This is a genomic window from Bacillus cereus group sp. BceL062 (assembly GCF_051780025.1).
Taxonomy (GTDB): Bacteria; Bacillota; Bacilli; order Bacillales; family Bacillaceae_G; genus Bacillus_A; species Bacillus_A toyonensis.
This window is the reverse complement of record NZ_JBPWGY010000011.1, coordinates 1-24008: the sequence shown is the minus strand read 5'-3', so window position 1 is coordinate 24008 and position 24008 is coordinate 1. Positions and strand designations below refer to the sequence as shown.

Sequence of the window (24008 nt, the reverse complement as noted above, 5' to 3'; positions counted from 1 at the left end):
TCACACGAGGGTAGCATGACGAAAAAGCACCCCACCCTCGAAATTTTTATATCAATCTTTAAAAAATTTCGGGGTGGGAATCGAACCCACTAGAACCAGTTTATAACGCTGGTGGCGCACCATTTGCCTTCCCCATTCATCAATTTGAAAATGATAATCACGACACAAATTGATTATGGTTTCATTCAGTTTATAATCGTATAATACTTTATCTAGTCAAAAAAATAAACTAGTTTTTTTTATTTTTTTTGTAAATTATTTTTCCGTCAATCATAGTTAGTACAGGCTTGGCTAAATAATGGAAAGGATGATGTGTCCATAACACGAGATCAGCGTCTTTTCCAACCTCAATGCTTCCAATTCTATCCTCTAAACGCAAATTTTTCGCTGGAAATATAGTGATTCCTTCCAATGCAGTTTTCTCGTCTAATCCTTCCCTTACTGCGACAGCAGCACAAACATTTAAATATTGAATTGGTGTATAAGGGTGATCAGTTGTTATAGAAACTTCTACTCCATTTTTAGATAATATATGGTAAGTATCCCATGTTTTGTTTTTTAGTTCGATTTTAGACCGGCGTGTAAGAGTGGGACCAACTGAAACTTTTAAATTGTGTTTTGAAAGCTCTTCAACAATAAAGTGTCCTTCTGTACAATGCTCAATACGTAAATCAAGATTGAATTCTGTTGCAAAGCGTAAAGCAGAACTAATATCGTCAGCACGGTGAGCGTGGATACGTACCGGTATTTCGCGGCGTAATGCTTTTAAAATAGGGAGCATTCGAAAATCAGCTTCATGCCCGTAGTGCTGTGCTTCATAGAATGATTCCCGAAGTAACCCCATAATGCCCATGCGTGTTATGGACTCTTTCGTTCCATTACTATGAACCTTTTTAGGGTTTTCTCCAAAGGCAATCTTTAAACCAGCAGGTTCTTGAATAATCATGTGATCAATACAAGTTCCAGCAGTTTTTATTACACAAGTAGTACCGCCGATAATATTTTGACTCCCAGGCATAACGTGAACAGTTGTGATCCCGTTTTGTACAGCGTCTTGAAATGCGATATCAAAAGGATGGATTCCGTCTAAAGAACGGATATGTGGTGTTGAAACTTCAGAGGTTTCATTAGCGTCATTTCCAGCCCAACCAGTGCCTTCATCATAGAGACCAAGGTGAGTATGGACATCAATAAATCCAGGTAAGAGATGAAGAGCTCGCGCATCTATAACGGTCATATCTTGAGTAGGCTGAATAGAAGGTTTGACCTCAGCAATTCGTTCTCCTATAACGAGTACATCACCTTGAAACTTGGGAGATGTAATAGGATACACAATGGCTTGTTTGAGCAATATTTTCATAGGTACCTCATTTCTGTTACTTTACAATATTAATGTGATTGAAGAAAAAGTAACTGAAAGGTTATTTGTGTAGTAATGCTCTGAATCCTAGAAAATGAAAGTTTTGAAAGGGAACCCCTTGTAAAACTGTGTTTTAGAAGTACTACATTGTATGCGAAAGTATATTTTGTAATGCATGGTCTATTGTCGGAAATGTGTATTGGTACCCATGTTCAATTGCTTTACTAGGTAATACATGTTGCCCTTTTAGTACAAGTATACTCATCTCACCCAATAAAGCGTGAAGCATAAATGAAGGGACAGGTAACCAATGAGGTTTTCTCATTATAGTTGCCATGGTTTCTCCAAATTCCTTCATTCTTATAGGTAACGGGGCTGTAATATTAAGAGGACCATTAATTTCTTCTTTGTGTATGATGAAATCAATCATGCGAACGACATCATCTATATGAATCCATGATAACCATTGGTTTCCAGATCCAATTGTGCCTCCGATATAAAATTGATAGGGAAGTAGCATCTTTGGAAGAGCACCTCCGTCTGCACCTAATATGACTCCGAATCTTGCGTATATTGTTCTGATTTCAAGAGAACGTGCTTTACATGCTTCTTGCTCCCATAAAAATACTGTTGCTGCTAAAAAGTCATTTCCGGGAGTTTCTTGCTGCTCGGTAAAAGACTCTGTTTCAGAAGTTCCGTAGTATCCAATAGCACTTGCGTTAATAAATGTATGTGGTTTTGTGCTGAGTGTTTGTAGTTGTTTAATAAGTCCTCTTGTCGCTTGAATTCTACTGTTTAAAATTGCTTCTTTTTGTTTTTTTGTCCATCTACTATTGATTGACTCTCCAGCTAGATTAATAACTATATCAATAGAAGAGAGGGGGAAAGTAGGTAAATCTGGTGTCCATTGTACGTATTGAAGGTGAGGGTTTGAAGTTTCAATTTTATTTTTTCGGGTAAGGATATAGACTGTGTATCCTTTTTGAATGAAAAAAGTAGATAGATATTTGCCGATAAAGCCAGTACCACCAGAAATTGCAATTTTCATAATTATTTCCTCCTCATTATATATATTCTTGAAAAGCAAAAATGTTCCTTGACTATGTTAAAATAATAGAGAGGTGAGAGTATGGCTGTCATTACAAAAATAGAAGTGCAAAAACGATCGAAAGAGCGATTTAATATTTATATTGATAAAGGTCAAGGTGAAGAGTACGGATTTAGTGTGGATCAAGTAATCTTAATGAAACATGGATTACAAAAAGGTTTAGAAATTGATGAAATAGAGTTAGGCAATATTTTGTTCAATGAAGAGGTACAAAAAGCATATTTACAAGCAATCTCCTATTTATCCTATCAAATGAGAACGAAACAAGAAATAGAAGATTTTTTACGAAAAAAAGAAGTGGGACAGGCCATCATCTCTGAAGTCGTTTCGAAATTATTACATGACCGATATATTAATGATAAAGAGTATGCCATTTTATATACGCGAACGCAAAGTAATGTGAATCGAAAAGGTCCAACTGTTATAAAAAGAGAGCTGTTAAATAAAGGCGTTCAGGATCTAATCATTACACATAGTTTACAAGAGTATCCAAAGGAGAAGCAAATTGAAAATGCTTTGATTCTTGTAGAAAAAAAGAAAAAATCTTATCAAAAGCATTCATTTTTACAAATGAAGCTAAAGTTAGATGAAATGCTTGTTCGTAAAGGATATTCTAGAGACGTGATTCAAATTTGTTTGGAAGAATTGAAAGACGAAAAAGATGACGAAAAGCAACAAGAAGCTTTACACTATCATGGGAATAAATATTATGAGAAATATAGGAAGTATGATGGATGGACATTCGAAAATAAGATGAAACAAGCGTTATATCGAAAAGGATTTTCTATTGATGAAATAGAAATATTTTTACAAATGAAACGTGAAGAGGGATGAGGGGAATAATAAGATGAATATGCCAAAACGCTACAGTGAAATGACACCGCATGAGCTTAGAGAAGAAATTGGCGCTTTGAAGGAGCAAGCAGTAAAGGCTGAGCAACTTGGAATTGTAAATGAATTCGATGTATTAATGAGAAAGATGGCCATGGCCCGTGCTTACATGACTGATATAAACAAATTCCATATTGGTGAGACATATGAATTAGTAGAAGAACCTGGTGTATTATTTAAAATTACGTACTTCAATGGGGTATTTGCTTGGGGTTATAAGCAAAATGATAATGAAGAGATTGGGATACCAATTTCCTTGTTGCAAGAAAAATGAAAACCAGAGAGCGAATATCTCTCTGGTTTTCATCTTTGGTAGGCGTTAAAGGAGATAGGAGATTCTAAAATTGGCGTTTTTTACATTCGTTGGCCAATATAATGAGAGACTGGGTTTGTTGCGTCTGTCCGTTAACTTGCGCTTTCGCATGTTTCGGACGAGTCCACGTATGGTTAAATAATTCAGAACGACTATCTAAACGATCACGGTAGCTCATCTTTATCACCTCGTGTAGGAAGTTAATTTTTTAGGCTGTACCTGTACTACTCTTCCTGCTGATTTGCAGCACGCATACGTTCTTGTGGGTGCGTGTTAATTGTGCCGTTAGGTCGTTTCGAAGCGAAGCGTGATTTCGCTTTCGGCTGACCGTCGATTTTGCTGTTGTTTTTTGACTCAGACCAAAATTCGGCTTGTTTACCCATTGCGAACGCCCTCCTCATCATCAGTTGATACCTCTTTAAGAAGTATCACTTATAGAATGTGCAAAATAGAAGAAACTATCCTTTAGAAATGAAGGGATAAATAGGTAAAAGGAGATTAGAACATGAATGATATTTATGAAGCATTAACGAAAGAATTATTAGACAAGAATGACAAGCTTTCTTACGGACAAGCTCGTGCGTGGGTTGAATTACTTTGGGAAGATTTTCAAACAACTTATGCGAAATCAGGTCGTTATCAAGGGGAGGAAATGACTGAGCAAGTAGTAAGAACATGGATTAATAATCATGGAGCGCGTCTTCATGAAATGCGTACAAATAATCCGAAATACAGCCATTTAATTAATCAAGAAGACCATTTAAAACATTAAAAAAGCGACTAAAGTCGCTTTTTTTAATGTGGAAGCAATTCCAGTTTCTTTCGAAGTTTTTCTTCGCTGAAAATCCATCCGGTATAAGAATTAATAATATTTAAATTTTGATCGAGCTGAACGATTGCAACGAATGGATAATAATCTTTACTTCGATAGCGCAAATCAATGAATCGAATTTCGTAATAGTTATCATAATCAAAAATATCCCAACGATATACAGGAGAGAAAGATAAGAAGGCCGAGATGTTTTCATCTTGTTTAGCAGCTCTCATAATAGCGTTATCTGGGAACGGTACCCGATCGAACTTATCGTATATCATAATGTTACCACGATGCCATCTCGCAACGTAGTAATAATCAGTCGTAACGACTGCTAAGTGATAATGATAAAATCGATAAGAAGGAGAAATGATGATCTTCTCAACATGTTTGAAACGTTTGTGTACAACGCTTCTTATATTTCTATGCATCATAATCCGTCCGATATAGTAAACAATCATTAATATATATGCAGCTAAGGCTGTATATCCTTTATGGGAACCTACGAGCATGCAAGCAATCGCAAGTATATGGATAAAGAAAATGACAGTATCAAACGTATTAATTATGCCGAGTGCGACCCATTTTTTTGTGAAAGGCCGTAACGCTTGTGTACCGTAGGCATTGAAAATATCTACAAAGACGTGAAGAAAGACAGCTATAAATGACCAAAGTAGTAGATGAAGATATGGAGCGTCTGAAAAGAAGGCGAAAGAGATGCCGCTTATAAGGAATGACCAAAGAATTACTGCAGGAATGGAATGAGTAACCCCGCGATGATTTCTTATATATTTAGCGTTATTACGCAATTTTAAAACTGTATCGATGTCAGGAATATTGGAACCAGCAATTGTAGCGAGCATAACTGCTTGTGGTCCAATATCACTTTGCGCTATAGCTGGGTCTAATGTTGCCAAACTACCTAAAGTGACACCCATAACAAGGTGAGTGGCTGTGTCCATAGAAATCCACCTCCGTTTTTTATTAATGTAACTCTTTTTATTCGATACCTCAAGTCCTTTGCCTTCTATTTCCTATGTCATCTTACTTAAATTTTTTCCTAAAAATCTTTATAATAGTACGTATATGCAAAAAAATGAGGGGGATCAAGTTTGACACTTGAAATATTAGAAAAATTTAACATAGAGCAGTTTCAAAATGATTTAATTGGTTGGTTTGAAAAAGAGCAACGCGACTTACCGTGGCGAAAAAATAAAGATCCATACCGTGTTTGGGTTTCGGAAATTATGTTACAGCAAACAAGGGTAGAAGCTGTAAAACCATATTACGCAAATTTTATGGGGAAGTTCCCTACGTTGGAAGCTTTAGCAAATGCTGATGATGAAGAAGTATTAAAAGCATGGGAAGGTTTAGGGTATTATTCTAGAGCACGAAATTTACACACGGCTGTAAAAGAGGTAAAAGAAGTATATGGCGGGATAGTACCGAGTGATGTAAAGAAAATTGAAAAATTAAAAGGAGTGGGACCATATACAAAAGGTGCAATTTTAAGTATCGCATATGGTATACCAGAGCCAGCAGTTGACGGAAATGTTATGCGCGTGTTATCCCGTATTTTATCAGTATGGGATGATATTGCAAAACCAAAGACTCGAAAAGTTTTTGAAGAGATTGTGCGCGAAATTATTTCAGCTGAAAATCCATCTTATTTTAATCAAGGTTTGATGGAATTAGGTGCACTAATTTGTATTCCTAAAAATCCAGCATGCTTACTTTGTCCTGTACGTGAGCATTGTAGGGGATATGCTGAAGGTGTTCAAAAAGAACTACCAGTAAAAAGTAAAGCGAAAGCTCCTACAATGGTACCGCTTGTTGCAGGAGTACTTCAAACTGAAGATGGTCGTTACGTTATTAATAAACGTCCAAGTAGCGGATTATTAGCTAATATGTGGGAGTTTCCGAATATTGAACTTGGTGAAGGGATTCGAAGTCAGAAAGAACAGCTTATAGATTATATGAAGGAAAAGTTTGAGCTTTCGATTTCTATTGATGAGTACGCAATGAATGTGCAACATACGTTTACGCATCGCACCTGGGATATATTCGTATTTTACGGAAAAGTAACTGGTGATATTGTTGAAACAGATACATTAAAGTTTGTATCGAAAGAAGCATTTGAGCAGTTACCTTTCTCTAAATCGCATCGTACGATTTATGAGAGTTGTGTTGAGAAAATTACAATGCAATAAAGTGAAACTTTAATCAGTGGGGGTTTTCTTCATCCCCCACTGATTATTAGTTGAACTAATCGGACTTTTATGGGCAGTTGATCCCCCACCTAAATTCTTTGCTTTCGCTGCATTTTGAGGTGGGGGTCTTACTGCCCATTAAAGCGGGATAAACAAAAAAAGTGTTCCCTAGATTGGGAACACTTTTTTAATCGTAAGAAATTTTTGTCCCATGAGTCCAACTGGCATCACCTTCTTGTAAGCCACCTCTTGATTCAATTTCTATTACAATTTCTTTATAAATACTTTGACCTTCTGCGTTTAAATAGGGCAAAATCTGTTGTAATGAATGATGAAAATAAGCTAATTCATCTTCTTTCCATTCATTTTTTGAAATCATCGTTAGTTCAGTCATATCGCGTCCTATATACATATTTCCACCTCCGTACCCTATAGTTTGAATGAGTATTAAGAGATATATGCGGAAATTTTTTAACAGAAAATTACGGATAGTTTCCGAGTGAATTGGTTACATTATTGGTTGTGGAGGTGAGAAAGATGAGTAAAAAACAACAAGGTTATAACAAGGCAACTTCTGGTGCTAGCATTCAAAGTACAAATGCTAGTTATGGTACAGAGTTTGCGACTGAAACAAATGTACAAGCAGTAAAACAAGCAAACGCACAATCAGAAGCAAAGAAAGCACAAGCTTCTGGTGCACAAAGTGCAAACGCTAGTTATGGTACAGAATTTGCAACTGAAACAGACGTGCATGCTGTGAAAAAACAAAATGCAAAATCAGCTGCAAAACAATCACAATCTTCTAGTTCAAACGAGTAATGAAAGAAAAACACTTCTCCAATTCGAGAGAAGTGTTTTCTTTGTGTGCGGGTCATTGTAATGAAAAGAAAGTGAACGACATAACTTCTAATAAGTCAACAAATGTAGTCAAAGGAGAAGGAAGTTAAAGATTAGAAGTATGTAATTAGGAATAATAACTAATGAATAAATCTAAAAGGGGGTAAGTAATGAAGGATTTTGATAAGTTGGTAGGAGAGCAATTGGAAACGATGGATGAGCTGTTAAAATTGCAATCACACTTAGAGAAGTATCAGCAAATTGAAGTGAGTGAAAAGGATACGTGCGATAAAAAAGACTTACATTTTATTCGCCAAGAAATATATAGAACAGAAATAGCATTGAAACTATTACATGAAAAATTCGAAAAGCAAACGAATAGTGTGATTAAATCTTTTGAAACTGAAAAAATGATTTCAAATTTAGGATAAGATATGTTCTTACCTTCAGATGAAAAGTCCTTCTTAACATGAAAATAAGGAAGGGCTTTTTCTATTATTATTTCCTCATTTATAAATGAGTCAGGAAAAGCCTCAGTAGGGATATGGTATTCAATAATAAACATGCAGTGTAAAAAATAGAGTCTTGTCGCTTTAGTTTTAAAATTTCGACAAAAAAGTTATAATAGAAAAAAAGTGAATGCAGTTCAAAGGATAGTTGAGTTAATTTAAGAAGGGCATTTGCAGTTGAAAGAAGGGAGCATATATGGCATTTCCCAAAGAAGGAGAAAAAGTACAAATACATAGTTATAAACATAATGGCTCCATTCATAGAATGTGGGAAGAGACAACGATTTTAAAAGGGACACAGAGTCTTGTAATTGGAGCGAATGATCGAACAATAGTTACAGAATCAGATGGCCGAACATGGGTTACTCGGGAACCTGCAATTTGTTATTTTCATGCAAACTATTGGTTTAATGTGATTGGGATGCTAAGAGAAGAGGGCGTATATTATTATTGTAATTTAAGTTCTCCTTTTGCATATGATTCAGAAGCATTAAAGTATATTGATTATGATTTAGATATTAAAGTGTATCCAGATATGACATATACACTGTTAGATGAAGATGAGTATGAAAAGCATAGTCAAATCATGCAATATCCACCTGTTATTGATACAATTTTAAAGCGAAATGTAGCACATTTAACGCAGTGGATTCATCAAAGAAAAGGTCCATTTGCACCAGATTTCGTAGATATGTGGTATGAGAGATATTTAATGTACAGAAATTAAAACAAACCTGCAGGGGATTTCCCGGCAGGTTTGTCCTATTAGAGGGGGGATTATGTGCAAGGTATAAAAAGATATTTACAATTTGTTAAACCATATAGATGGCTTATTGCTATTACAATTGTTATCGGTCTAGTTAAGTTCGGTATCCCGCTTATTATGCCATGGTTATTAAAGTATATTATCGACGATGTAATCCAAGGTGGGGGTTCACTTCAAGATAAAACGTCCCAATTAATAACGGCGATTGGGATAGCCTTTTTTATTTTTGCAGTATTAAGGCCACCGATTGAATATTATCGTCAATATTTCGCGCAACGTATCGCGAATACAATACTATATGATTTGCGGAAACATATTTTTGGTCACTTGCAAAAATTGAGCTTGCGTTATTATTCGAATACAAAAACAGGAGAGCTTATTTCACGTGTAATCCATGATGTAGAGCAAACGAAGGATTTTGTAATTACCGGTTTAATGAATGTTTGGTTAGATACTGCGACAATTGCGATTGCTATTATTGTTATGTTTTCTATGAACATAAAGTTAACGTTTGTTGCTTTATTGATTTTACCTATTTATGTTGTTGCGGTGAAATATTTTTTCGGACGTCTTCGAAAATTGACGAAAGAACGTTCACAAGCGTTAGCAACTATGCAAGGTTATTTACATGAACGCATTCAAGGAATGCAAGTGACGCGTAGCTTTGCATTAGAAGAGTATGAGGGTGAGCAGTTTGAAAAAAGAAATAATGAATTTTTAACGAAAGCATTAACGCATACAAGTTGGACGGCGAGAACATTTTCGGCAGTAAATACTTTAACTGATTTAGGCCCGTTACTTGTCATTGGTTTTGCAGCATATGAAGTAATTCAAGGTCAGTTAACGCTAGGGACTATGGTTGCTTTTGTTGGTTATATGGATAGTTTATATAGTCCGCTTCGCCGCCTTGTTAATTCATCTACAACATTAACGCAATCTTTCGCCTCAATGGATCGAGTGTTTGAACTGTTAGATGAAAAGTACGATATTGTTAATGTGCCAAATGCGGTACAAGCGAAAAAATTAAATGGAGAAATTGTATTTGATAATGTGTCTTTTCGTTATAATGCAGATGAAAAAGAGATATTACATAACTTGTCATTAACTATGCGGCCAGGAGAGAAGGTAGCACTTGTAGGAGCGAGTGGGGGAGGAAAGTCATCTCTTGCTAGTTTAATTCCGCGTTTCTATGATGTTTCGGAAGGGTCAGTTTATGTAGATGGGATAGATGTAAGAAAGTATGATATGAGAAATTTACGTAGCCATATTGGAATTGTACTGCAAGATAATTTATTATTTAGCGATACAATCGGAGCTAATATTTTATATGGAAATCCGAAAGCTAAAGAGACAGAAGTGATTGCAGCAGCCAAAGCCGCGCAAATTCATGATTTTATTATAGAGTTACCAGATGGTTACAATACTGTTGTTGGAGAACGTGGTGTGAAGTTATCTGGTGGGCAAAGGCAACGTGTAGCAATTGCGCGAGTATTTCTAAAGAATCCATCGTTACTTATATTAGATGAAGCAACTTCTGCTTTAGATTTAGAAAACGAACGGTATATTCAAGAGGCACTTCAAACGTTAGCTGCTGATCGGACGACGATTATAATTGCACATCGATTAGCAACGATTACGCATGTTGATACAATTATTTACATTGAAGATGGTGAAATTAAAGAAACAGGTTCTCATGAAGAGTTAATGAAAAAAAGGGGATTCTATTACAATTTATATCAACTTCAAAATATAACAGAAACAGCTCCTTTAACGTAAAAGGAGCTGTTTTTTATTCGTCTTCTTTTTTATCGTCGATTTGGAGTTCTGTTTCTGGTTTATGGTATGTGTAGAAGCTATCCACAAGTAAATCTAAATGCTCTACTTCTTCACTATAATTAATAATTGAAGAAATAAGAGGGAATAGATGTAACCATGTTTTATATGCTTCCTCATCATCTTTGTTTTGATACTCCATAAAGATATCAATTAATTCTTGTTTACCTGTTTCAACTTCATCAAGCATCTCAACGGATTGTTGTTTCTTTGCTTTACCAATAAATTTTAATAAAACTTGTTCATGATAATGCGTTAATGAGTCAAGTTCGTTTTGAATAGATTCCTGAAATTCTTCTGGCATATAGCGCAGTTCATTTTCAGTGCGATGTAATGATTTTAACGTACTTAAAGCACGGCTTGTCGTCGCTAACATTTGTCTGAATAAAACGAGCTTACGAATTTTTGCGAACTGTACTTTTTTCGTGTAGCTTCTTTCTTCTTTATACAGCAAATAGTAATGGTTTAGTTTGATCATTTTTTCTTTCATACGATCAATATCAGTTTTTAACGTTGTAAAGTCAGAAGCTTGCCTGCTATTCATTCGAATCCATTTCACAATTTCCTCTGTATTATCAACGATACGATGATAAAGCTTTGTTTCGTATTTTGGCGGCATAAACACTAAATTTACAACTGAAGCCGCAATAATTCCGATCATAATCGTCGCAAAGCGAAGCAAGGCAAAACTAAAGAAATCTTCGCCTTGATACTCCATAATGGCGATAACTGTTACTAAAGCAATTGATATTGTGTTTTCTAATCGTAATTGTAATGTAAGAGCAATTACTAATATACATGTTAATCCAATAATAAAAGGATTATGTCCAAAAGCAGTAGCAAATACGATAGCGAATACAGCACCAATTACGTTTGCTTGAATTTGTTCAAGTGCAGTTAAATACGAACGATATACAGACGGTTGAACAGCGAATATAGCTGAGATTCCCGCAAATACCGGACTCGGTAAGTGAAGTAAAATACAAGCAAATAAAGCTAATGTGATGGCAATACCCGTTTTTAAAATGCGAGCACCAAGTTTCATACCCTTAATAAGATCCTTTCTCTTGTCATAATGAATGTACAACATGATACTATACATTCATTACAATATGTTAGCAAGTGATATTTTAGTGATATAAAAAAAGAAATTAAGATTCATTTACCCCGCTATTTGCGGGCAGTAGAACTCCTACCTCAAAGTTCGGCTAGAGCAAAGAAGTTAGGTGGGAGTCGGGCTGCCCGTAAATGCCCGATTGGTGTGGGCTAATAATCAGTGGGGGATGAGCAAAACCCCCACTGATTAAAGTTTCACTTTATAATTTTTTCCTAATTCTTTTTAAACATTAATTTTTAGTAAAAAAACCTGCTGAATTTCAGCAGGTTTCAAATTGTTACTATAGATTACTATGAGAAGTATACTTCGTCAATTTTTTATTGAAAATAAAAAGGGTATATATCACTCAGTTGAGATAGATGGATCAGCCTGCTCCTTTTTCGGGATAATTTCAAAAAATTGCTGCTGCATATCATCTAGTAACGGGGTTAACAAAGCAACTTCCTCATATTGCTCATGCTCATTTAATACACGAATATAATCTAGCAATAGTTCAGTTACATCTTGCACACCATTTTTACTAATTGATTGTAATGTAACATTTGCACCTTTTGCGATTCTTCTCTTTAAGGCTTTTTCTGTTAAACCTAAGTTTGAATCATGACGTAAATAAACAACACCACCAGTCATACCAGCACAGATCCATGGACCAGGATCTCCTAAAACAAGAGCCCGCCCATTTGTCATATATTCAAAAGCGAAACCTTTAATATTCGAGTATGATCCTATATTTCCTTGCTCTTTTTCACGGAGTGGTTTTGTCATTCTCCCTCCAATTATCATGTCTGCTCCAGAAAGGCGAATACCAGCACGAGCGTCGGCGTTACCTTGCACGTATAATGCACCTTTTTGTGCACCATATCCAAATCCTTTTCCGACAGACCCATTATAATATGTTCCATTTTTACCTTTTGCTTTCGTTATATAAATGCCACCGCCAAATGAAGTTTTGCCAATGCCATCTTGTGCGCCGCCATTTACGTGTATAAATAAGTTTTCACTATTGTAAGCACCTAATCCATTTCCAGGAACAGAGCCATTTGTATACTTTAATGTAAGTGGTTCAAGCTTTGTATCTTCATATAATTTACTACGAACGCGATAACAAGATTCTAAACCGCCCATAACTCGTTGTTCTACGCCAACTCCTACTAATTCTTTTGAGTGAGGAGAATGCACTGTTTCAAATTGTTTTTCTTCCACAGATACTCTTGTTGTAACAGTTGAATTTTCTATCGTTTGTAGTAAATTACATAACTCTAACAAATCTTGACCTCGAACTTGTTCTAATAAATCGGAACGCCCGACAATTTCTTGTAAATTTGTATAACCAAGTTGCCCTGTTAACCGTTTTAATTCTAAACCGAAAGTGGTGAATAAATTTAATAGGCCAGCAACTGCGCTTTCTAATTCGCGCGGGACGAAGCGGCGTAATCCATGTTCTTTCGCTTGTGCTTCAGATTCAATTTGTGTTGCAATTCCAACGTGGCAAGTATCTAGATGACAACCACGGCAAGTTGTACAGCCGATGGCAATCATTGATAATGTACCAAACCCAATACGGTTTGCTCCAAGAAGCATGATTTTTAAGGCGTCATTTACACTTCGAATACCACCATCTGCCCAAATTTCTACTTTATGTCTCATACCAGCTTCTAGTAGAGCGTTGTGAGCAGCTTTAACACCGATTTCTACTGGAAGACCTACATGTTGTAATGCATGAATACGTGCAGCCCCTGTTCCGCCGTCAAATCCGCTAATGTTAATAAAATCAGCGCCAGCTTTAGCGATACCGACAGCAATTGTTCCAATGTTAGGAACGACAGGGACTTTTACGGCTACTTTTGCAAGTTGATTAGCCGTTTTAATTTCTGTAATCATTTGAGCTAAATCTTCAATCGAATAAATATCATGGTTGTTAGAAGGCGAAATTAAATCTGATCCAATTGTAGCGTTACGTGCCTCAGCAATTTTTGCGGTTACTTTAGAACCTGGTAAATGTCCGCCTTCGCCAGGTTTTGCGCCTTGACCGATTTTTATTTCAATTAAATTTGATGAATTTAGTAGTTCAGCGTTTACTCCAAATCGGCCAGATGCAACTTGTTGTCCACGTGTACTTGGGTATTTGCCAATCATATCTTTAATTTCGCCGCCTTCACCGTTCAAACTAATCATATTTAACTGATCGGCAGCTTCTGCATATGCACGAAAGGCAATTTCATTTTGAGAACCGAATGACATGGAACTAATAATAAACGGTAAATCATGATTTTGAATGCTAATAGACACTTCTTCAGCCGGAACGACATGCTTTGTTTGTTTCGTTTGAACAAGGTGTCTGATTGCAATCGGATTATTGTCTTCTAATTCACTTAACTTTTCGCGGTAATCATCATAAGAATTTCCTTTTGCAACATCACCAATTGCTTTCCAAATCCGCGGGAATATATGAAATGATTTTCGCATTCTAATTTTAGGGTTGTTATAATCATCTGCCCGCATTTTTGCATCTTCAGCAAGTGATTCAAGTGAAAAAGCTAAATCATTTGAACCGAAGAAATTCGTAATTTGTAATATATTTGCGATTTCCTCATGTAATCCGATAGAGGAATAGAGGCGGCCGTAACCACGTAACTCATGAATTCCAATTGTTGAAATGACTTTCTCTAGTCCTTTATTAAGTGCATTATACAGATTCATAATCGGTGTTTTTGATCCATCATTTACGGTCGCGAACAATAAATATGGATTAATACTGTCTGCTCCTAATCCATATAGTGTGACGATATCGTGTAAGGAGCGAAGAGCACCAGAACGTATAACGAGAGAACAGTTTCGGCGTAATTTATTTTCACTTAATACTTGATGTACTTTAGCGGTAACTAAATGTGGATCCATCCATAACTGTTCATTTTGATGAGCTTTTGCGTCATCTAATAATAGTAGGGAAGCACCATTGTTAACGGCAGCTATCGCTTCGGAACTAATTCGATTTAATGCGTATTGTAAAGTTTCTAACGGGCTGAAGGTGGCAGAAATTGTAGCGATAGAGCTATGTGTAACGAACAATTGTATAAGTTGTTCGTACGTAATTGTGTGCAATTCCTCTGCGATAGATTGTGCAACACTTCCTTCTAAAATAATTGGTGAAAGCATCTCAACTACAAATGGCTGTTTCATCTTACTTAATAAACTTGGACGCTCTCCAATTACAGTACGTGTAGAGAAGTGTTCAATTTCACGATCACGGTCAATTGCTGGGTTTGTAACAACAGCTACACTTTCTTTAATAAAGTCAGCAATATTTCGTCTATCCGTATCGAGTGCAGCAAGTGGCGAGTCATGACCAAGTGAGCGAATTGGCTCAACTCCTTTTGTTGCCATCTGTTCAAGGAGCTGAATATGCTCTCGATCCCACCCGAAAGAAACGTACTGTTTCGTTTCAACTTGAACAGAATCACATAATCCTTGGATTTCTTTCGTTTCAGGGATAGATAAGTTTAAATGATAATTGTTAACATCGATTCGTTTTTGGAAACGATTATATACTTCAATTTGGTATTTGTCGTATTCATAAAGAACAAGTTCATCTTGTTCATTCCATTTTAATCCGACCTTTTCTCCAGGAGCGAGTGGTTTCGGTTCTTCTACATATTCGGTTGGTGATACAACTCCAGGTTCAGAAGAGAAAATATAAGAGCTTTCTGTTTCTACTTTCCATACTGGTCGTAGGCCAAGGGAATCGACGCTGAATACAGCTTCATCTTTATAGCGTGAAATAATGCCAGCTGGTCCTTGTGCGAAATGTCCCCAAGCTTCTCTTATATAAGTGTATAAGTTTTGTAAGTTTGTTTCGTATAGTTTTATTTCATTAATAATTGGTGGGAATAGTATATCCATCGCTTCAAATAAGCTGTAGTTATATTGAACAAGAAGAGTCTCTAAGGTGCGGTTTAAATCTTGGGAGTCACTTCCCCCTGCAGTTAGTGGTACATGAATCATTTCGGCTTGATCACGTAATTTGGCAATTGTATTAATTTCACCATTATGTCCGAGAATGCTAAATGGTTGTACACGAAAAAAATTAGATAATGTATTAGTAGAATAGCGATTATGTCCTAGTGTCATAGTTGAAGCGATAAGTGGGTGTTGTAAATCGTTGTAATAGGCAACAAGTGTATCTCCAGCACCTAGAACTTTATATACAACATGATCACGACTTAATGAAGCAACGTGAATTGCTTCGTTTTCCTCTATTTTTATCGTTACAGCAAATAATGTTTGCTCAATACTTTTAACTTCATTTTCAGAGATAAGGGCAACTTGCCAAAATAAAGGTTCTTCCTGTTTACCAAGTGGACCAAGTGCATCGGAATTTATTACATCATCACTTTCGAAAATAATAGTAAAGTTTTCATTGTTTAATTGCGTACGAATGTAATTTTTTAAGTCAACAATATTTTCTTTTTTGTTTAGAAAAAAATGTCCAACGATAAAGTGGGGATGATCCACAATCGTTGGATTATATCCGCTACTTTTCAATTTTTCGTTCCAAAGTGCTTTTGGTACATCAATATGGATTCCAATACCATCGCCTTCGCCATTGATGAAACCAGCTCTATGGTTCATTTTGATTAGTGATTGTATACAAAGGTCGATATTTTCTTTTGTAGGAATTTTTCTTTTTTCCATAACGGAAACGATTCCACACGCATCATGTTCTGCATTTTTATAATCTCGAAATAAAGACGGTGTCCATGTATTTTTTTTATTGAGCATCCGTCAATCCCCCCTTTTGTAAAAGATTGAATAATCTTACTATTTAAGGTGTAAATCACCTTGTACACAGAGATAATAACGATCTAAAAGAATTTAAAACAGATAATTATGAATAATTATACTATTAATGTGGGATTTATGAAATAGAAAAAAGGAAAAAAGAAAGGTAACCTTTCTTTTTTCCTTGTAATGACAGTATTATTTATTGTCTGCTAAAGCAGCAAATGCTCTTCCAACAGCTTCAATTGTATATTCGATATCTTCTTGTGTATGTTCTGTCGTTAAGAACCATGCTTCATATTTAGATGGTGCTAAATTAATACCTTCTTGAAGCATAAGTTTGAAGAATCTACCGAACATTTCACCATCTGTATTTTTGGCTGCATCGTAATCTTCAATTGTATTTGTCGTGAAGTATACAGTTAATGCACCCTTTAGGCGGTTTACTGTAATATCGATATTATGTTTTGTAGCTTGCTCTAAAATTCCTTTTTCAAGCATTGCGCCAAGTTCATCTAATTTCTCGTATACGCCTTCTTGTTGAAGAACTTCTAGACAAGCGATACCAGATGCCATAGAAGCAGGATTTCCTGCCATTGTACCAGCTTGATATGCAGGTCCAAGCGGGGCAACTTGTTCCATAATTTCTTTCTTACCACCGTAAGCGCCAATTGGAAGTCCGCCGCCGATAACTTTACCAAGTGCAGTTAAGTCTGGTGTTACGCCAAGTAAGTCTTGAGCACCACCGTACATAAAGCGGAAAGCAGTAATAACTTCATCATAAATTACTAATGCACCAGCTTCATGGACAAGCTCATTTACTTTCTCAAGGAATCCAGGTTTAGGCTCTACAATACCGAAGTTTCCAACGATTGGCTCTACAAGGATAGCTGCTACTTCATGTCCCCATTTATCTAACGCTTCTTTTAAAGTTTCTACATTATTAAAGGGAACGGTAATAACCTCTTGTGCAATACTTTGTGGCACACCAGCTGAATCAGGAGTTCCAAGAGTAGAAGGGCCAGAACCAGCTGCTACAAGTACTAAATCGGAATGACCGTGGTAACAACCAGCAAATTTCATAATTTTTGTGCGACCAGTGTAAGCGCGGGCAACACGAATGGTTGTCATAACGGATTCTGTACCAGAGTTTACGAAGCGGACTTTATCTAATGCAGGCATTGCTTCTTTTAACATTTTTGCAAATTTTACTTCTAGTGCTGTTGGCGTTCCGTATAGTACACCATTTTCAGCAGCTGTTGTAATTGCTTTTGTTATATGGGGGTGAGCATGTCCAGTAATAATAGGACCGTATGCTGCTAAATAATCGATATATTTATTTCCATCTACATCCCAGAAATAAGCACCTTTTCCACGTTCCATTGCAATGGGAGAACCGCCTCCAACTGCTTTGAAAGAACGAGAAGGACTATTAACACCACCAACGATATGTTCTAAAGCTTCTTTATGTAATGCTTCTGATTTCGTGAAATTCAATACAATTCATCTCCTTACAAAAATCTATGTATTATTCTAACATGTTTTTAGAAAAGACGTATTGTTTGTGATAGAAGGAGCAGTTGGGTAAACTATTCGTTGTGACATTTAGGAAGGGGGTCCGATTATGAAATCGGTAATTGAGGTACAAGGGTTACGTAAAGAGTTTACAGCCTATTCAAGTCGTCCGGGATTAAAGGGTGCATTTCGCGATTTATTAAATCGTAATTATAAAATAGTACCGGCAGTAAATGATGTGTCTTTTACTGTGAAGCAAGGTGAAATGGTTGGTTATATTGGTGAGAATGGTGCTGGTAAATCAACGACGATTAAAATGCTTACAGGGATTTTGACTCCGACTTCAGGGCAAATCACGGTGAACGGAATGAATCCACATAAACAAAGAGAAGAATTTGTAAGAACAATTGGTGTTGTTTTTGGTCAGCGCTCTCAGCTTTGGTGGGATATTGCGGTACAAGAATCGTTTCGTTTATTGAAGAAAGTGTACGGTGTTTCAGACACTCAGTATAAGGAACATATGGAGCACGTAATCGAAACGTTAGATATTGGTCCTTTATTAGATAAGCCTGTCCGAAAGTTATCTCTTGGCCAAAGGATGCGCTGTGAATTAGCAGCAGCATTAATTCATAATCCACCGTTACTATTTTTAGATGAGCCAACAATAGGGCTAGATGTTCTTGTGAAATTGAAAATACGTGAATTCTTAAAAGAGATGAATGAACGTTATAAAACAACAATTTTATTAACGACACATGATATTACTGACATTGAAGCTTTATGTGAGCGCGTTATCATGCTGGATGAAGGAAATATTATGTATGACGGTTCTTTAAATAACCTTCGCACACAGTGGGGAGCAGAGAAGGAAATCCATTTTCAATTTGTCGCTCCAGTTTCTTATCAGATGTTATCGATGGTTATGCCAGATAGTCAAGTCGTTTGGTCAAAAGCGAAAGAGGAAAATGCGTGGGTTGCAAAAATACCGAATGAAGAAATTATTATTTCAATGCTTATTTCTAAAGTAGTACAAGCTTTTCAAATTAAAGATTTAAAAATTAACGAAGTGTCTACAGAGGAAATAATTCGTAACATTTATGAAGAAGGTATTAAGCATGGGTAAGTATATTGAAATGATTCGCATTCGCTTTTTAATGATGCTTGCTTATCGTACAAATTATTACAGCGGGATTTTAATTTATACGATTAATATCGGTGCGTATTATTTTTTATGGCAAGCGATTTATAGCGGGAAAGAGAATATTGAAAGTTTATCTATTTCGCAAATGACTACGTATATTGCGATCGCATGGATGGCACGTGCTTTTTATTTCAATAATATAGATAGAGAAATTGCGATGGAGATTCAAGAAGGGCGTGTGGCGGTAGAACTAATTCGTCCATATAACTATTTAGGAATGAAAGTTATGCAAGGTCTTGGCGAAGGGATATTTCGTTTTGCATTTTTTTCAATCCCAGGTATGGTCATCGTTACTTTGTTATTTTCATTACAAATTACAACGAATTTTCAAACGTGGTTATATTTCTTCTTATCGTTAATATTTAGCTTTATCATTAATACACAAATAAACTTAATGACGGGAATGCTTACATTCTTCTTATTTAATAATAGTGGAATTATGTATGCAAAACGTGTCGTGATTGATTTATTTTCTGGTTTATTATTACCGATTAGTTTTTATCCATTATGGGCCCAAAAAGCAATGGTGTTTTTACCATTTCAAGCAATTAGTTATATTCCGAGTATGATTTTCTCTGAAGGTATACAGGGAAGTAAGTTATATGAAGCTTTGTTATTTCAAGTAATTTGGGCAATTATACTTATTATTCCAATTGTACTCATGTGGAAAACGGCGAGAAAACGTCTAATTGTACAAGGGGGATGATAGGATGCTATATATAAAATTATTTTTGCAATACGCAAGCCAATATATAAAAACTAAATTAGAGTATCGAGGCGATTTTATCGTCGGATTACTTTCGGATTTATCACTACAAGCGGTTAATTTAATCTTTATTCTCGTAGTATTTGGGCATACACAAGCATTAAAAGGATGGAGCCGAGAAGAAGTCATCTTTATTTATGGTTTCTTTTTAGTACCGTTTGCCATTTTTTCAGCATTCTTTAACATATGGGACTTTAATGATCGTTACATTATTAAAGGTGAAATGGATCGTGTATTGACGAGACCAATTCATAGCTTATTTCAAATTATATTAGAAAGAATGGAACTTGAATCTTTAATTGGAGCGGTTACAGGAATTATTGTAATGGGATACGCAGCAGTGGAACTAAATTTATCCTTTTACTGGTATGATTTCTTCCTATTCTTACTGATGGTAGGAGGAGGAGCGCTTGTGTACGGCGGGATATTTGTTACGCTTGCGAGCCTTGGTTTTTGGTCGGATGCGAAAAGTTCCATTATGCCGCTTATGTATAACATAGGTAATTACGGCCGCTATCCTGTTAATATTTATAACCGTGTAATTCGTTTCATTTTAACGTTTGTTTTACCATTTGCATTTGTTGGAGTATACCCAGCGGCGTACTTCTTAAGAAAAACAGAGTGGAATAGCTATGCATTTGCAACGCCAATTGTTGGTGTCATTTGCTTTACTATTGCAATTACTCTCTGGAATCAAGGGGTAAAACGATATCGTGGTGCGGGGAATTAATTATAGAAGCTTGTTCGTTTCAAAGGGATAAATCAGCCGCCCATCTCATACATATAAAATGAGGTGGAGGACATGTTATGGGGATTTATTCTATTAATTGCAGCAGTAGCTATTTTAAGAAGTGTCCAATTATTATGGAGTTCGTATTCAGATTCAAAACGTTTCTTTTCGTTATATAATTTAGCCTCGTTATTTTTAATTTATACCACAGTACTGATTGCATTTGGATTAAGTTATGTTGTATTAGAGGAAATGGGTTTTACAGTTTTGAAAGAAGATGGTGAAAGGTTGACCGCTCATTCTTTTCAGCTTGTTGAAATTTGTTTATATTTTAGTGCAGTCACTTTATTGTCCGTTGGATATGGTGATATAGCTCCGATTGGAATAGGGAGATGGATTGCAATCGGAGAAGCACTGATTGGATATACATTACCGTTTGCTTTTGTGATGAGGTCTGTAATAGACAATGAAAAATAAGATCGCATTTGATATAGTAAAAGAAACAATAAGGAGTGATAATAATGATTACAGTAGGAGAAATGGCACCGGAATTTACACTAGAGGGAAGTAACGGAGAACAAGTTCGTTTAGCTGATTTTCGTGGGAAAAATGTAGTTCTTTACTTTTATCCGAAAGATATGACTCCAGGGTGTACAACTGAAGCGTGTGATTTTCGCGATGCGTATGGAGTCTTTCAAGAGAAGGATACGGTTATCCTTGGTGTAAGCCCTGACTCAGCGAATAGACATTTGAAATTCATTGAGAAGCATGAACTTCCATTTACACTTTTAGTAGATGAAGATCATAAAGTGGCAGAATTGTACGATGTTTGGAAATTGAAAAAGAACTTCGGGAAAGAGTATATGGGAATCGAACGCTCGACATTTCTTATTAATAAAGACGGTGAACTTGTAAAAGAGTGGCGTAAGGTAAAAGTAAAAGGGCATACCGAGGACGTTCTTTCTTATATAAAGTAAACCTATAGTGGAGATAAAATATATAGAAGTAAGGCAAGTGTCTATACATATTTTATCGTCTTACATAAAGTGGAAGTGTAGGGCATACCTCCTCAGATGATAGTATTCCAAGTGCGATTATGTCGCACTTTTTTCTATGTAAATGTATAGAAACTGGGGAAAGATACATAAGAATAAGGCTATATACAAAAATAAACCACATACTTATAGTAGAAATATTGACGATTTATAAGAAAAGGAGTACACTCTTTATAAGAATTATAAAATAATAATCCGTATAGAATCGGGGTGCATGACGGTGGTCAAAGAAGAATTAAAAGAAGCGCTAGAAATGCTGAAAAATACGGGTGTACGCATTACTCCACAGCGTCATGCTATTTTAGAGTACCTTGTGGAATCTATGACGCACCCAACAGCGGATGACATTTATAAAGCATTAGAAGGTAAGTTTCCAAATATGAGTGTTGCAACTGTTTATAATAACTTACGTGTATTTAAAGAAGTTGGACTTGTAAAGGAATTAACTTATGGAGACGCTTCAAGTAGATTTGATTATGTTACAAGTCAACATTATCATGTGATTTGTGAAAAATGTGGTAAGATTGTTGATTTTCCTTATGGAGGATTGGAACAGCTTGAAGAGGAAGCTGCGAAAACGACAGGCTTCGTTATTAATAGTCATCGCTTAGAAATTTATGGCGTTTGTCCAGAGTGTCATAAGGCGTAATATATAATAAAAAAAGAGGCTGACGGTTACGTCAGCCTCTTTTTTTATTATATAAAGGTATCTTATGTTTATTTGGAATTTCAGCGTTAAGTGGAAAGGCCCATGAGAGCAAGTTAAGTTAGTAAGAGGGTTAGATAAAACTGCGTCGAATAGATTTTATGTAGTGAAAATAACATCTTGGGGGATGCGCTTTGAAAACATATGAGATTAAAAATAACATTCCAACATTGGAAGAATACAAGTATTTATGTGACTCTGTCGGGTGGACTAATTATATGAATTTTGAAGTGGTGGAAACATCACTTCAAAATTCTATTTACTGCGTCACAGTCAATGATAATAATCGAATTGTGGGTATGGGGAGAATTGTTGGTGATGGGGCTATCTATTTCTATATTCAAGATATAGTGGTTCATCCAGATTATCAAAAGAGTGGTATTGGAAAGAAAATAATGAGTGCTTTAGTTGGATACTTAAATCAGACTGCACCGGATAAAGCGTTTGTTGGTTTGTTTGCATCAGAAGGTAAAACGTCATTCTATGAAAAATATAATTTTAAAGATTACTCACCCAACATGACGGGGATGTTTACTGTAATATCGAGAAAATAGACATAATAAATTTTAGAAGAAGACAGTAAGCGATATGAAAGGCATCGTTTTTCTAATAGCCTTTTTCCTTATTAAACTAACGGGAACTTCAGTTTAATAAGGAAAAATTAAAAAGTCGATTTCTTGGTTAAGAAATCGACTTTTTAATGAGTTGAAACTTCTTTAGCTTTGTAAATAGAACTGTACCCTATATCCCTATAATTTATAGCTCTTCTTATTATATTTCTCATCAAATTCTTTTCCTTCTAGATTTCGATCAAGTGTTAAAGGTTGATTGCAATGCATACATGCGTCGACACGACCGAGCATTTTTGTTGGTTTATCGCAGCTTGGACAAATGATTTGTATAGTCTTTGTAGATAACATACCAATCCAAAAGTAAACGACAGTACTAGCGATAACAGCTAAAAAACCAACCATCATAAATGTTGTCATAATAATAATGTTGTCGCGGAAAAAGACACCTAAGTATGCAATGAAGAGGCCGATAAATACTAAACTTAATGCAAAGGTCCGAATTTTATTGATTTTGTTTGAATATTTAATGCTCATTCTCACCACACTCCTATAATAATAATATAACACAAAATTTAGAATTTTCATTCGCTAGAGATTATGTTAAAGCGATAAGATATGAAATAAGGAGGAATGAAGAACGAACGGAAATAATAAGGGTTATCAAAGGTTTTTTTACTCCTTAACGGGATGTGAAATTTTTTTGTAAAAAGTATTGACCCTATATATACTGCGTGATATATTAATAAACGTCGCTGATGCGGAAACGCAGAAAATGACAAAAAAGAAATTGAAAAACTTAGTTGACATCGAAAAACGAAGATGTTAACATAAGGAAGTCGCAAATGAGCGACCAAGTAGTTCTTTGAAAACTGAACGAAACAAACAACGTGAAACGTCAATTTTTATTTTTAGATGCTAGACAAACT

Annotated in this window: 25 protein-coding genes; 15 read left to right on the top strand and 10 right to left on the bottom strand. The window is 35.7% G+C overall.

The window, feature by feature from the left end:
* Nucleotides 1–229: 229 nt before the first annotated feature.
* Both ACS2MN_RS22915 and ACS2MN_RS22910 read right to left on the bottom strand, forming a co-directional pair.
* The gene (locus ACS2MN_RS22915) at nucleotides 230–1360 is read right to left on the bottom strand and encodes an amidohydrolase (protein ID WP_000698288.1); all 1131 of its coding nucleotides are present in this window, start codon (nucleotides 1358–1360) and stop codon (nucleotides 230–232) included.
* A 142-nt stretch (nucleotides 1361–1502) separates the two neighbouring features.
* Nucleotides 1503–2408 (bottom strand): TIGR01777 family oxidoreductase, encoded by a 906-nt coding sequence (locus tag ACS2MN_RS22910; RefSeq protein WP_346995002.1) that lies wholly within the window; start codon nucleotides 2406–2408, stop codon nucleotides 1503–1505.
* An 81-nt stretch (nucleotides 2409–2489) separates the two neighbouring features.
* Between ACS2MN_RS22910 and recX the strand changes: the two genes are divergently transcribed.
* The gene (gene recX / locus ACS2MN_RS22905; RefSeq protein ID WP_000268510.1) at nucleotides 2490–3302 is read left to right on the top strand and encodes a recombination regulator RecX; all 813 of its coding nucleotides are present in this window, start codon (nucleotides 2490–2492) and stop codon (nucleotides 3300–3302) included.
* A gap of 13 nt (nucleotides 3303–3315) precedes the next feature.
* The gene (locus tag ACS2MN_RS22900) at nucleotides 3316–3633 is read left to right on the top strand and encodes a YfhH family protein (RefSeq protein ID WP_001057020.1); all 318 of its coding nucleotides are present in this window, start codon (nucleotides 3316–3318) and stop codon (nucleotides 3631–3633) included.
* A gap of 64 nt (nucleotides 3634–3697) precedes the next feature.
* On the opposite strand, the gene ACS2MN_RS22895 is transcribed toward ACS2MN_RS22900, so the two are convergent.
* Nucleotides 3698–3850 (bottom strand): YpzG family protein, encoded by a 153-nt coding sequence (locus ACS2MN_RS22895; protein WP_000122093.1) that lies wholly within the window; start codon nucleotides 3848–3850, stop codon nucleotides 3698–3700.
* Nucleotides 3851–3896: 46 nt separating this feature from the next.
* The gene (locus tag ACS2MN_RS22890) at nucleotides 3897–4055 is read right to left on the bottom strand and encodes a small, acid-soluble spore protein K (protein WP_000517891.1); all 159 of its coding nucleotides are present in this window, start codon (nucleotides 4053–4055) and stop codon (nucleotides 3897–3899) included.
* 122 nt (nucleotides 4056–4177) lie between these two features.
* Here ACS2MN_RS22890 and ACS2MN_RS22885 point away from each other — a divergent pair, with 122 nt between their 5' ends.
* A complete protein-coding gene (locus ACS2MN_RS22885; protein ID WP_000998161.1) occupies nucleotides 4178–4444 on the top strand; it encodes a YfhJ family protein in 267 nt (88 codons plus the stop codon).
* Nucleotides 4445–4467: 23 nt separating this feature from the next.
* Here ACS2MN_RS22885 and ACS2MN_RS22880 read toward each other — a convergent pair whose 3' ends face one another.
* Nucleotides 4468–5448 (bottom strand): metal-dependent hydrolase, encoded by a 981-nt coding sequence (locus ACS2MN_RS22880; RefSeq protein WP_000379139.1) that lies wholly within the window; start codon nucleotides 5446–5448, stop codon nucleotides 4468–4470.
* 150 nt (nucleotides 5449–5598) lie between these two features.
* Here ACS2MN_RS22880 and mutY point away from each other — a divergent pair, with 150 nt between their 5' ends.
* The gene (gene mutY, locus ACS2MN_RS22875) at nucleotides 5599–6696 is read left to right on the top strand and encodes an A/G-specific adenine glycosylase (RefSeq protein ID WP_000171373.1); all 1098 of its coding nucleotides are present in this window, start codon (nucleotides 5599–5601) and stop codon (nucleotides 6694–6696) included.
* 187 nt (nucleotides 6697–6883) lie between these two features.
* Here the strand turns inward: mutY and ACS2MN_RS22870 are convergent, their stop codons facing one another.
* Nucleotides 6884–7108 (bottom strand): hypothetical protein, encoded by a 225-nt coding sequence (locus tag ACS2MN_RS22870; protein ID WP_000275431.1) that lies wholly within the window; start codon nucleotides 7106–7108, stop codon nucleotides 6884–6886.
* Between the two features lie 125 nt (nucleotides 7109–7233).
* Between ACS2MN_RS22870 and ACS2MN_RS22865 the strand changes: the two genes are divergently transcribed.
* From ACS2MN_RS22865 to ACS2MN_RS22850, 4 genes are all read left to right on the top strand, one after another.
* Complete coding sequence (locus ACS2MN_RS22865; protein WP_000039034.1) at nucleotides 7234–7515, top strand: gamma-type small acid-soluble spore protein; 282 nt, start codon at nucleotides 7234–7236, stop codon at nucleotides 7513–7515.
* A gap of 188 nt (nucleotides 7516–7703) precedes the next feature.
* Nucleotides 7704–7964 carry a YgaB family protein gene (locus ACS2MN_RS22860; RefSeq protein ID WP_000651154.1) on the top strand — a complete coding sequence of 87 codons (261 nt, stop codon included), beginning with the start codon at nucleotides 7704–7706 and terminating at the stop codon, nucleotides 7962–7964.
* Between the two features lie 274 nt (nucleotides 7965–8238).
* Nucleotides 8239–8769, top strand: coding sequence for a nucleoside tri-diphosphate phosphatase (gene ntdP, locus ACS2MN_RS22855; protein WP_000885402.1), 531 nt, complete (start codon nucleotides 8239–8241; stop codon nucleotides 8767–8769).
* Between the two features lie 54 nt (nucleotides 8770–8823).
* Nucleotides 8824–10584: an ABC transporter ATP-binding protein gene (locus ACS2MN_RS22850; RefSeq protein ID WP_001161635.1), complete on the top strand. Its 1761-nt coding sequence runs from the start codon at nucleotides 8824–8826 to the stop codon at nucleotides 10582–10584.
* Nucleotides 10585–10597: 13 nt separating this feature from the next.
* Here the strand turns inward: ACS2MN_RS22850 and ACS2MN_RS22845 are convergent, their stop codons facing one another.
* From ACS2MN_RS22845 to hemL, 3 genes are all read right to left on the bottom strand, one after another.
* On the bottom strand, nucleotides 10598–11686 hold the full coding sequence (locus ACS2MN_RS22845; protein ID WP_000765783.1) for an aromatic acid exporter family protein: 1089 nt from the start codon (nucleotides 11684–11686) through the stop codon (nucleotides 10598–10600).
* A gap of 414 nt (nucleotides 11687–12100) precedes the next feature.
* A complete protein-coding gene (locus ACS2MN_RS22840) occupies nucleotides 12101–16537 on the bottom strand; it encodes a glutamate synthase-related protein (RefSeq protein ID WP_346995003.1) in 4437 nt (1478 codons plus the stop codon).
* Nucleotides 16538–16735: 198 nt separating this feature from the next.
* Entirely contained in the window at nucleotides 16736–18034 is a 1299-nt protein-coding gene (gene hemL / locus ACS2MN_RS22835) for a glutamate-1-semialdehyde-2,1-aminomutase (protein ID WP_140154021.1), read from the bottom strand.
* Nucleotides 18035–18161: 127 nt separating this feature from the next.
* Between hemL and ACS2MN_RS22830 the strand changes: the two genes are divergently transcribed.
* From ACS2MN_RS22830 to ACS2MN_RS22800, 7 genes are all read left to right on the top strand, one after another.
* Nucleotides 18162–19175 carry an ABC transporter ATP-binding protein gene (locus ACS2MN_RS22830; RefSeq protein ID WP_000843664.1) on the top strand — a complete coding sequence of 338 codons (1014 nt, stop codon included), beginning with the start codon at nucleotides 18162–18164 and terminating at the stop codon, nucleotides 19173–19175.
* A complete protein-coding gene (locus ACS2MN_RS22825; RefSeq protein WP_000521522.1) occupies nucleotides 19168–19959 on the top strand; it encodes an ABC transporter permease in 792 nt (263 codons plus the stop codon). The genes ACS2MN_RS22830 and ACS2MN_RS22825 overlap by 8 nt, the downstream gene beginning before the upstream one ends.
* Nucleotides 19960–19963: 4 nt before the next feature.
* Nucleotides 19964–20749 carry an ABC transporter permease gene (locus ACS2MN_RS22820; protein WP_000965746.1) on the top strand — a complete coding sequence of 262 codons (786 nt, stop codon included), beginning with the start codon at nucleotides 19964–19966 and terminating at the stop codon, nucleotides 20747–20749.
* A gap of 72 nt (nucleotides 20750–20821) precedes the next feature.
* On the top strand, nucleotides 20822–21226 hold the full coding sequence (locus ACS2MN_RS22815; protein WP_000964354.1) for a potassium channel family protein: 405 nt from the start codon (nucleotides 20822–20824) through the stop codon (nucleotides 21224–21226).
* A gap of 44 nt (nucleotides 21227–21270) precedes the next feature.
* The gene (gene bcp / locus ACS2MN_RS22810; protein ID WP_087948858.1) at nucleotides 21271–21726 is read left to right on the top strand and encodes a thioredoxin-dependent thiol peroxidase; all 456 of its coding nucleotides are present in this window, start codon (nucleotides 21271–21273) and stop codon (nucleotides 21724–21726) included.
* A 298-nt stretch (nucleotides 21727–22024) separates the two neighbouring features.
* Nucleotides 22025–22453 carry a peroxide-responsive transcriptional repressor PerR gene (gene perR / locus ACS2MN_RS22805; protein WP_000237831.1) on the top strand — a complete coding sequence of 143 codons (429 nt, stop codon included), beginning with the start codon at nucleotides 22025–22027 and terminating at the stop codon, nucleotides 22451–22453.
* A 191-nt stretch (nucleotides 22454–22644) separates the two neighbouring features.
* Nucleotides 22645–23064, top strand: a complete 420-nt coding sequence (locus ACS2MN_RS22800; RefSeq protein WP_000860627.1) for a GNAT family N-acetyltransferase — start codon at nucleotides 22645–22647, stop codon at nucleotides 23062–23064.
* A 195-nt stretch (nucleotides 23065–23259) separates the two neighbouring features.
* Here ACS2MN_RS22800 and ACS2MN_RS22795 read toward each other — a convergent pair whose 3' ends face one another.
* Nucleotides 23260–23616, bottom strand: a complete 357-nt coding sequence (locus tag ACS2MN_RS22795) for a YgzB family protein (protein ID WP_000025051.1) — start codon at nucleotides 23614–23616, stop codon at nucleotides 23260–23262.
* Nucleotides 23617–24008 lie beyond the last annotated feature (392 nt).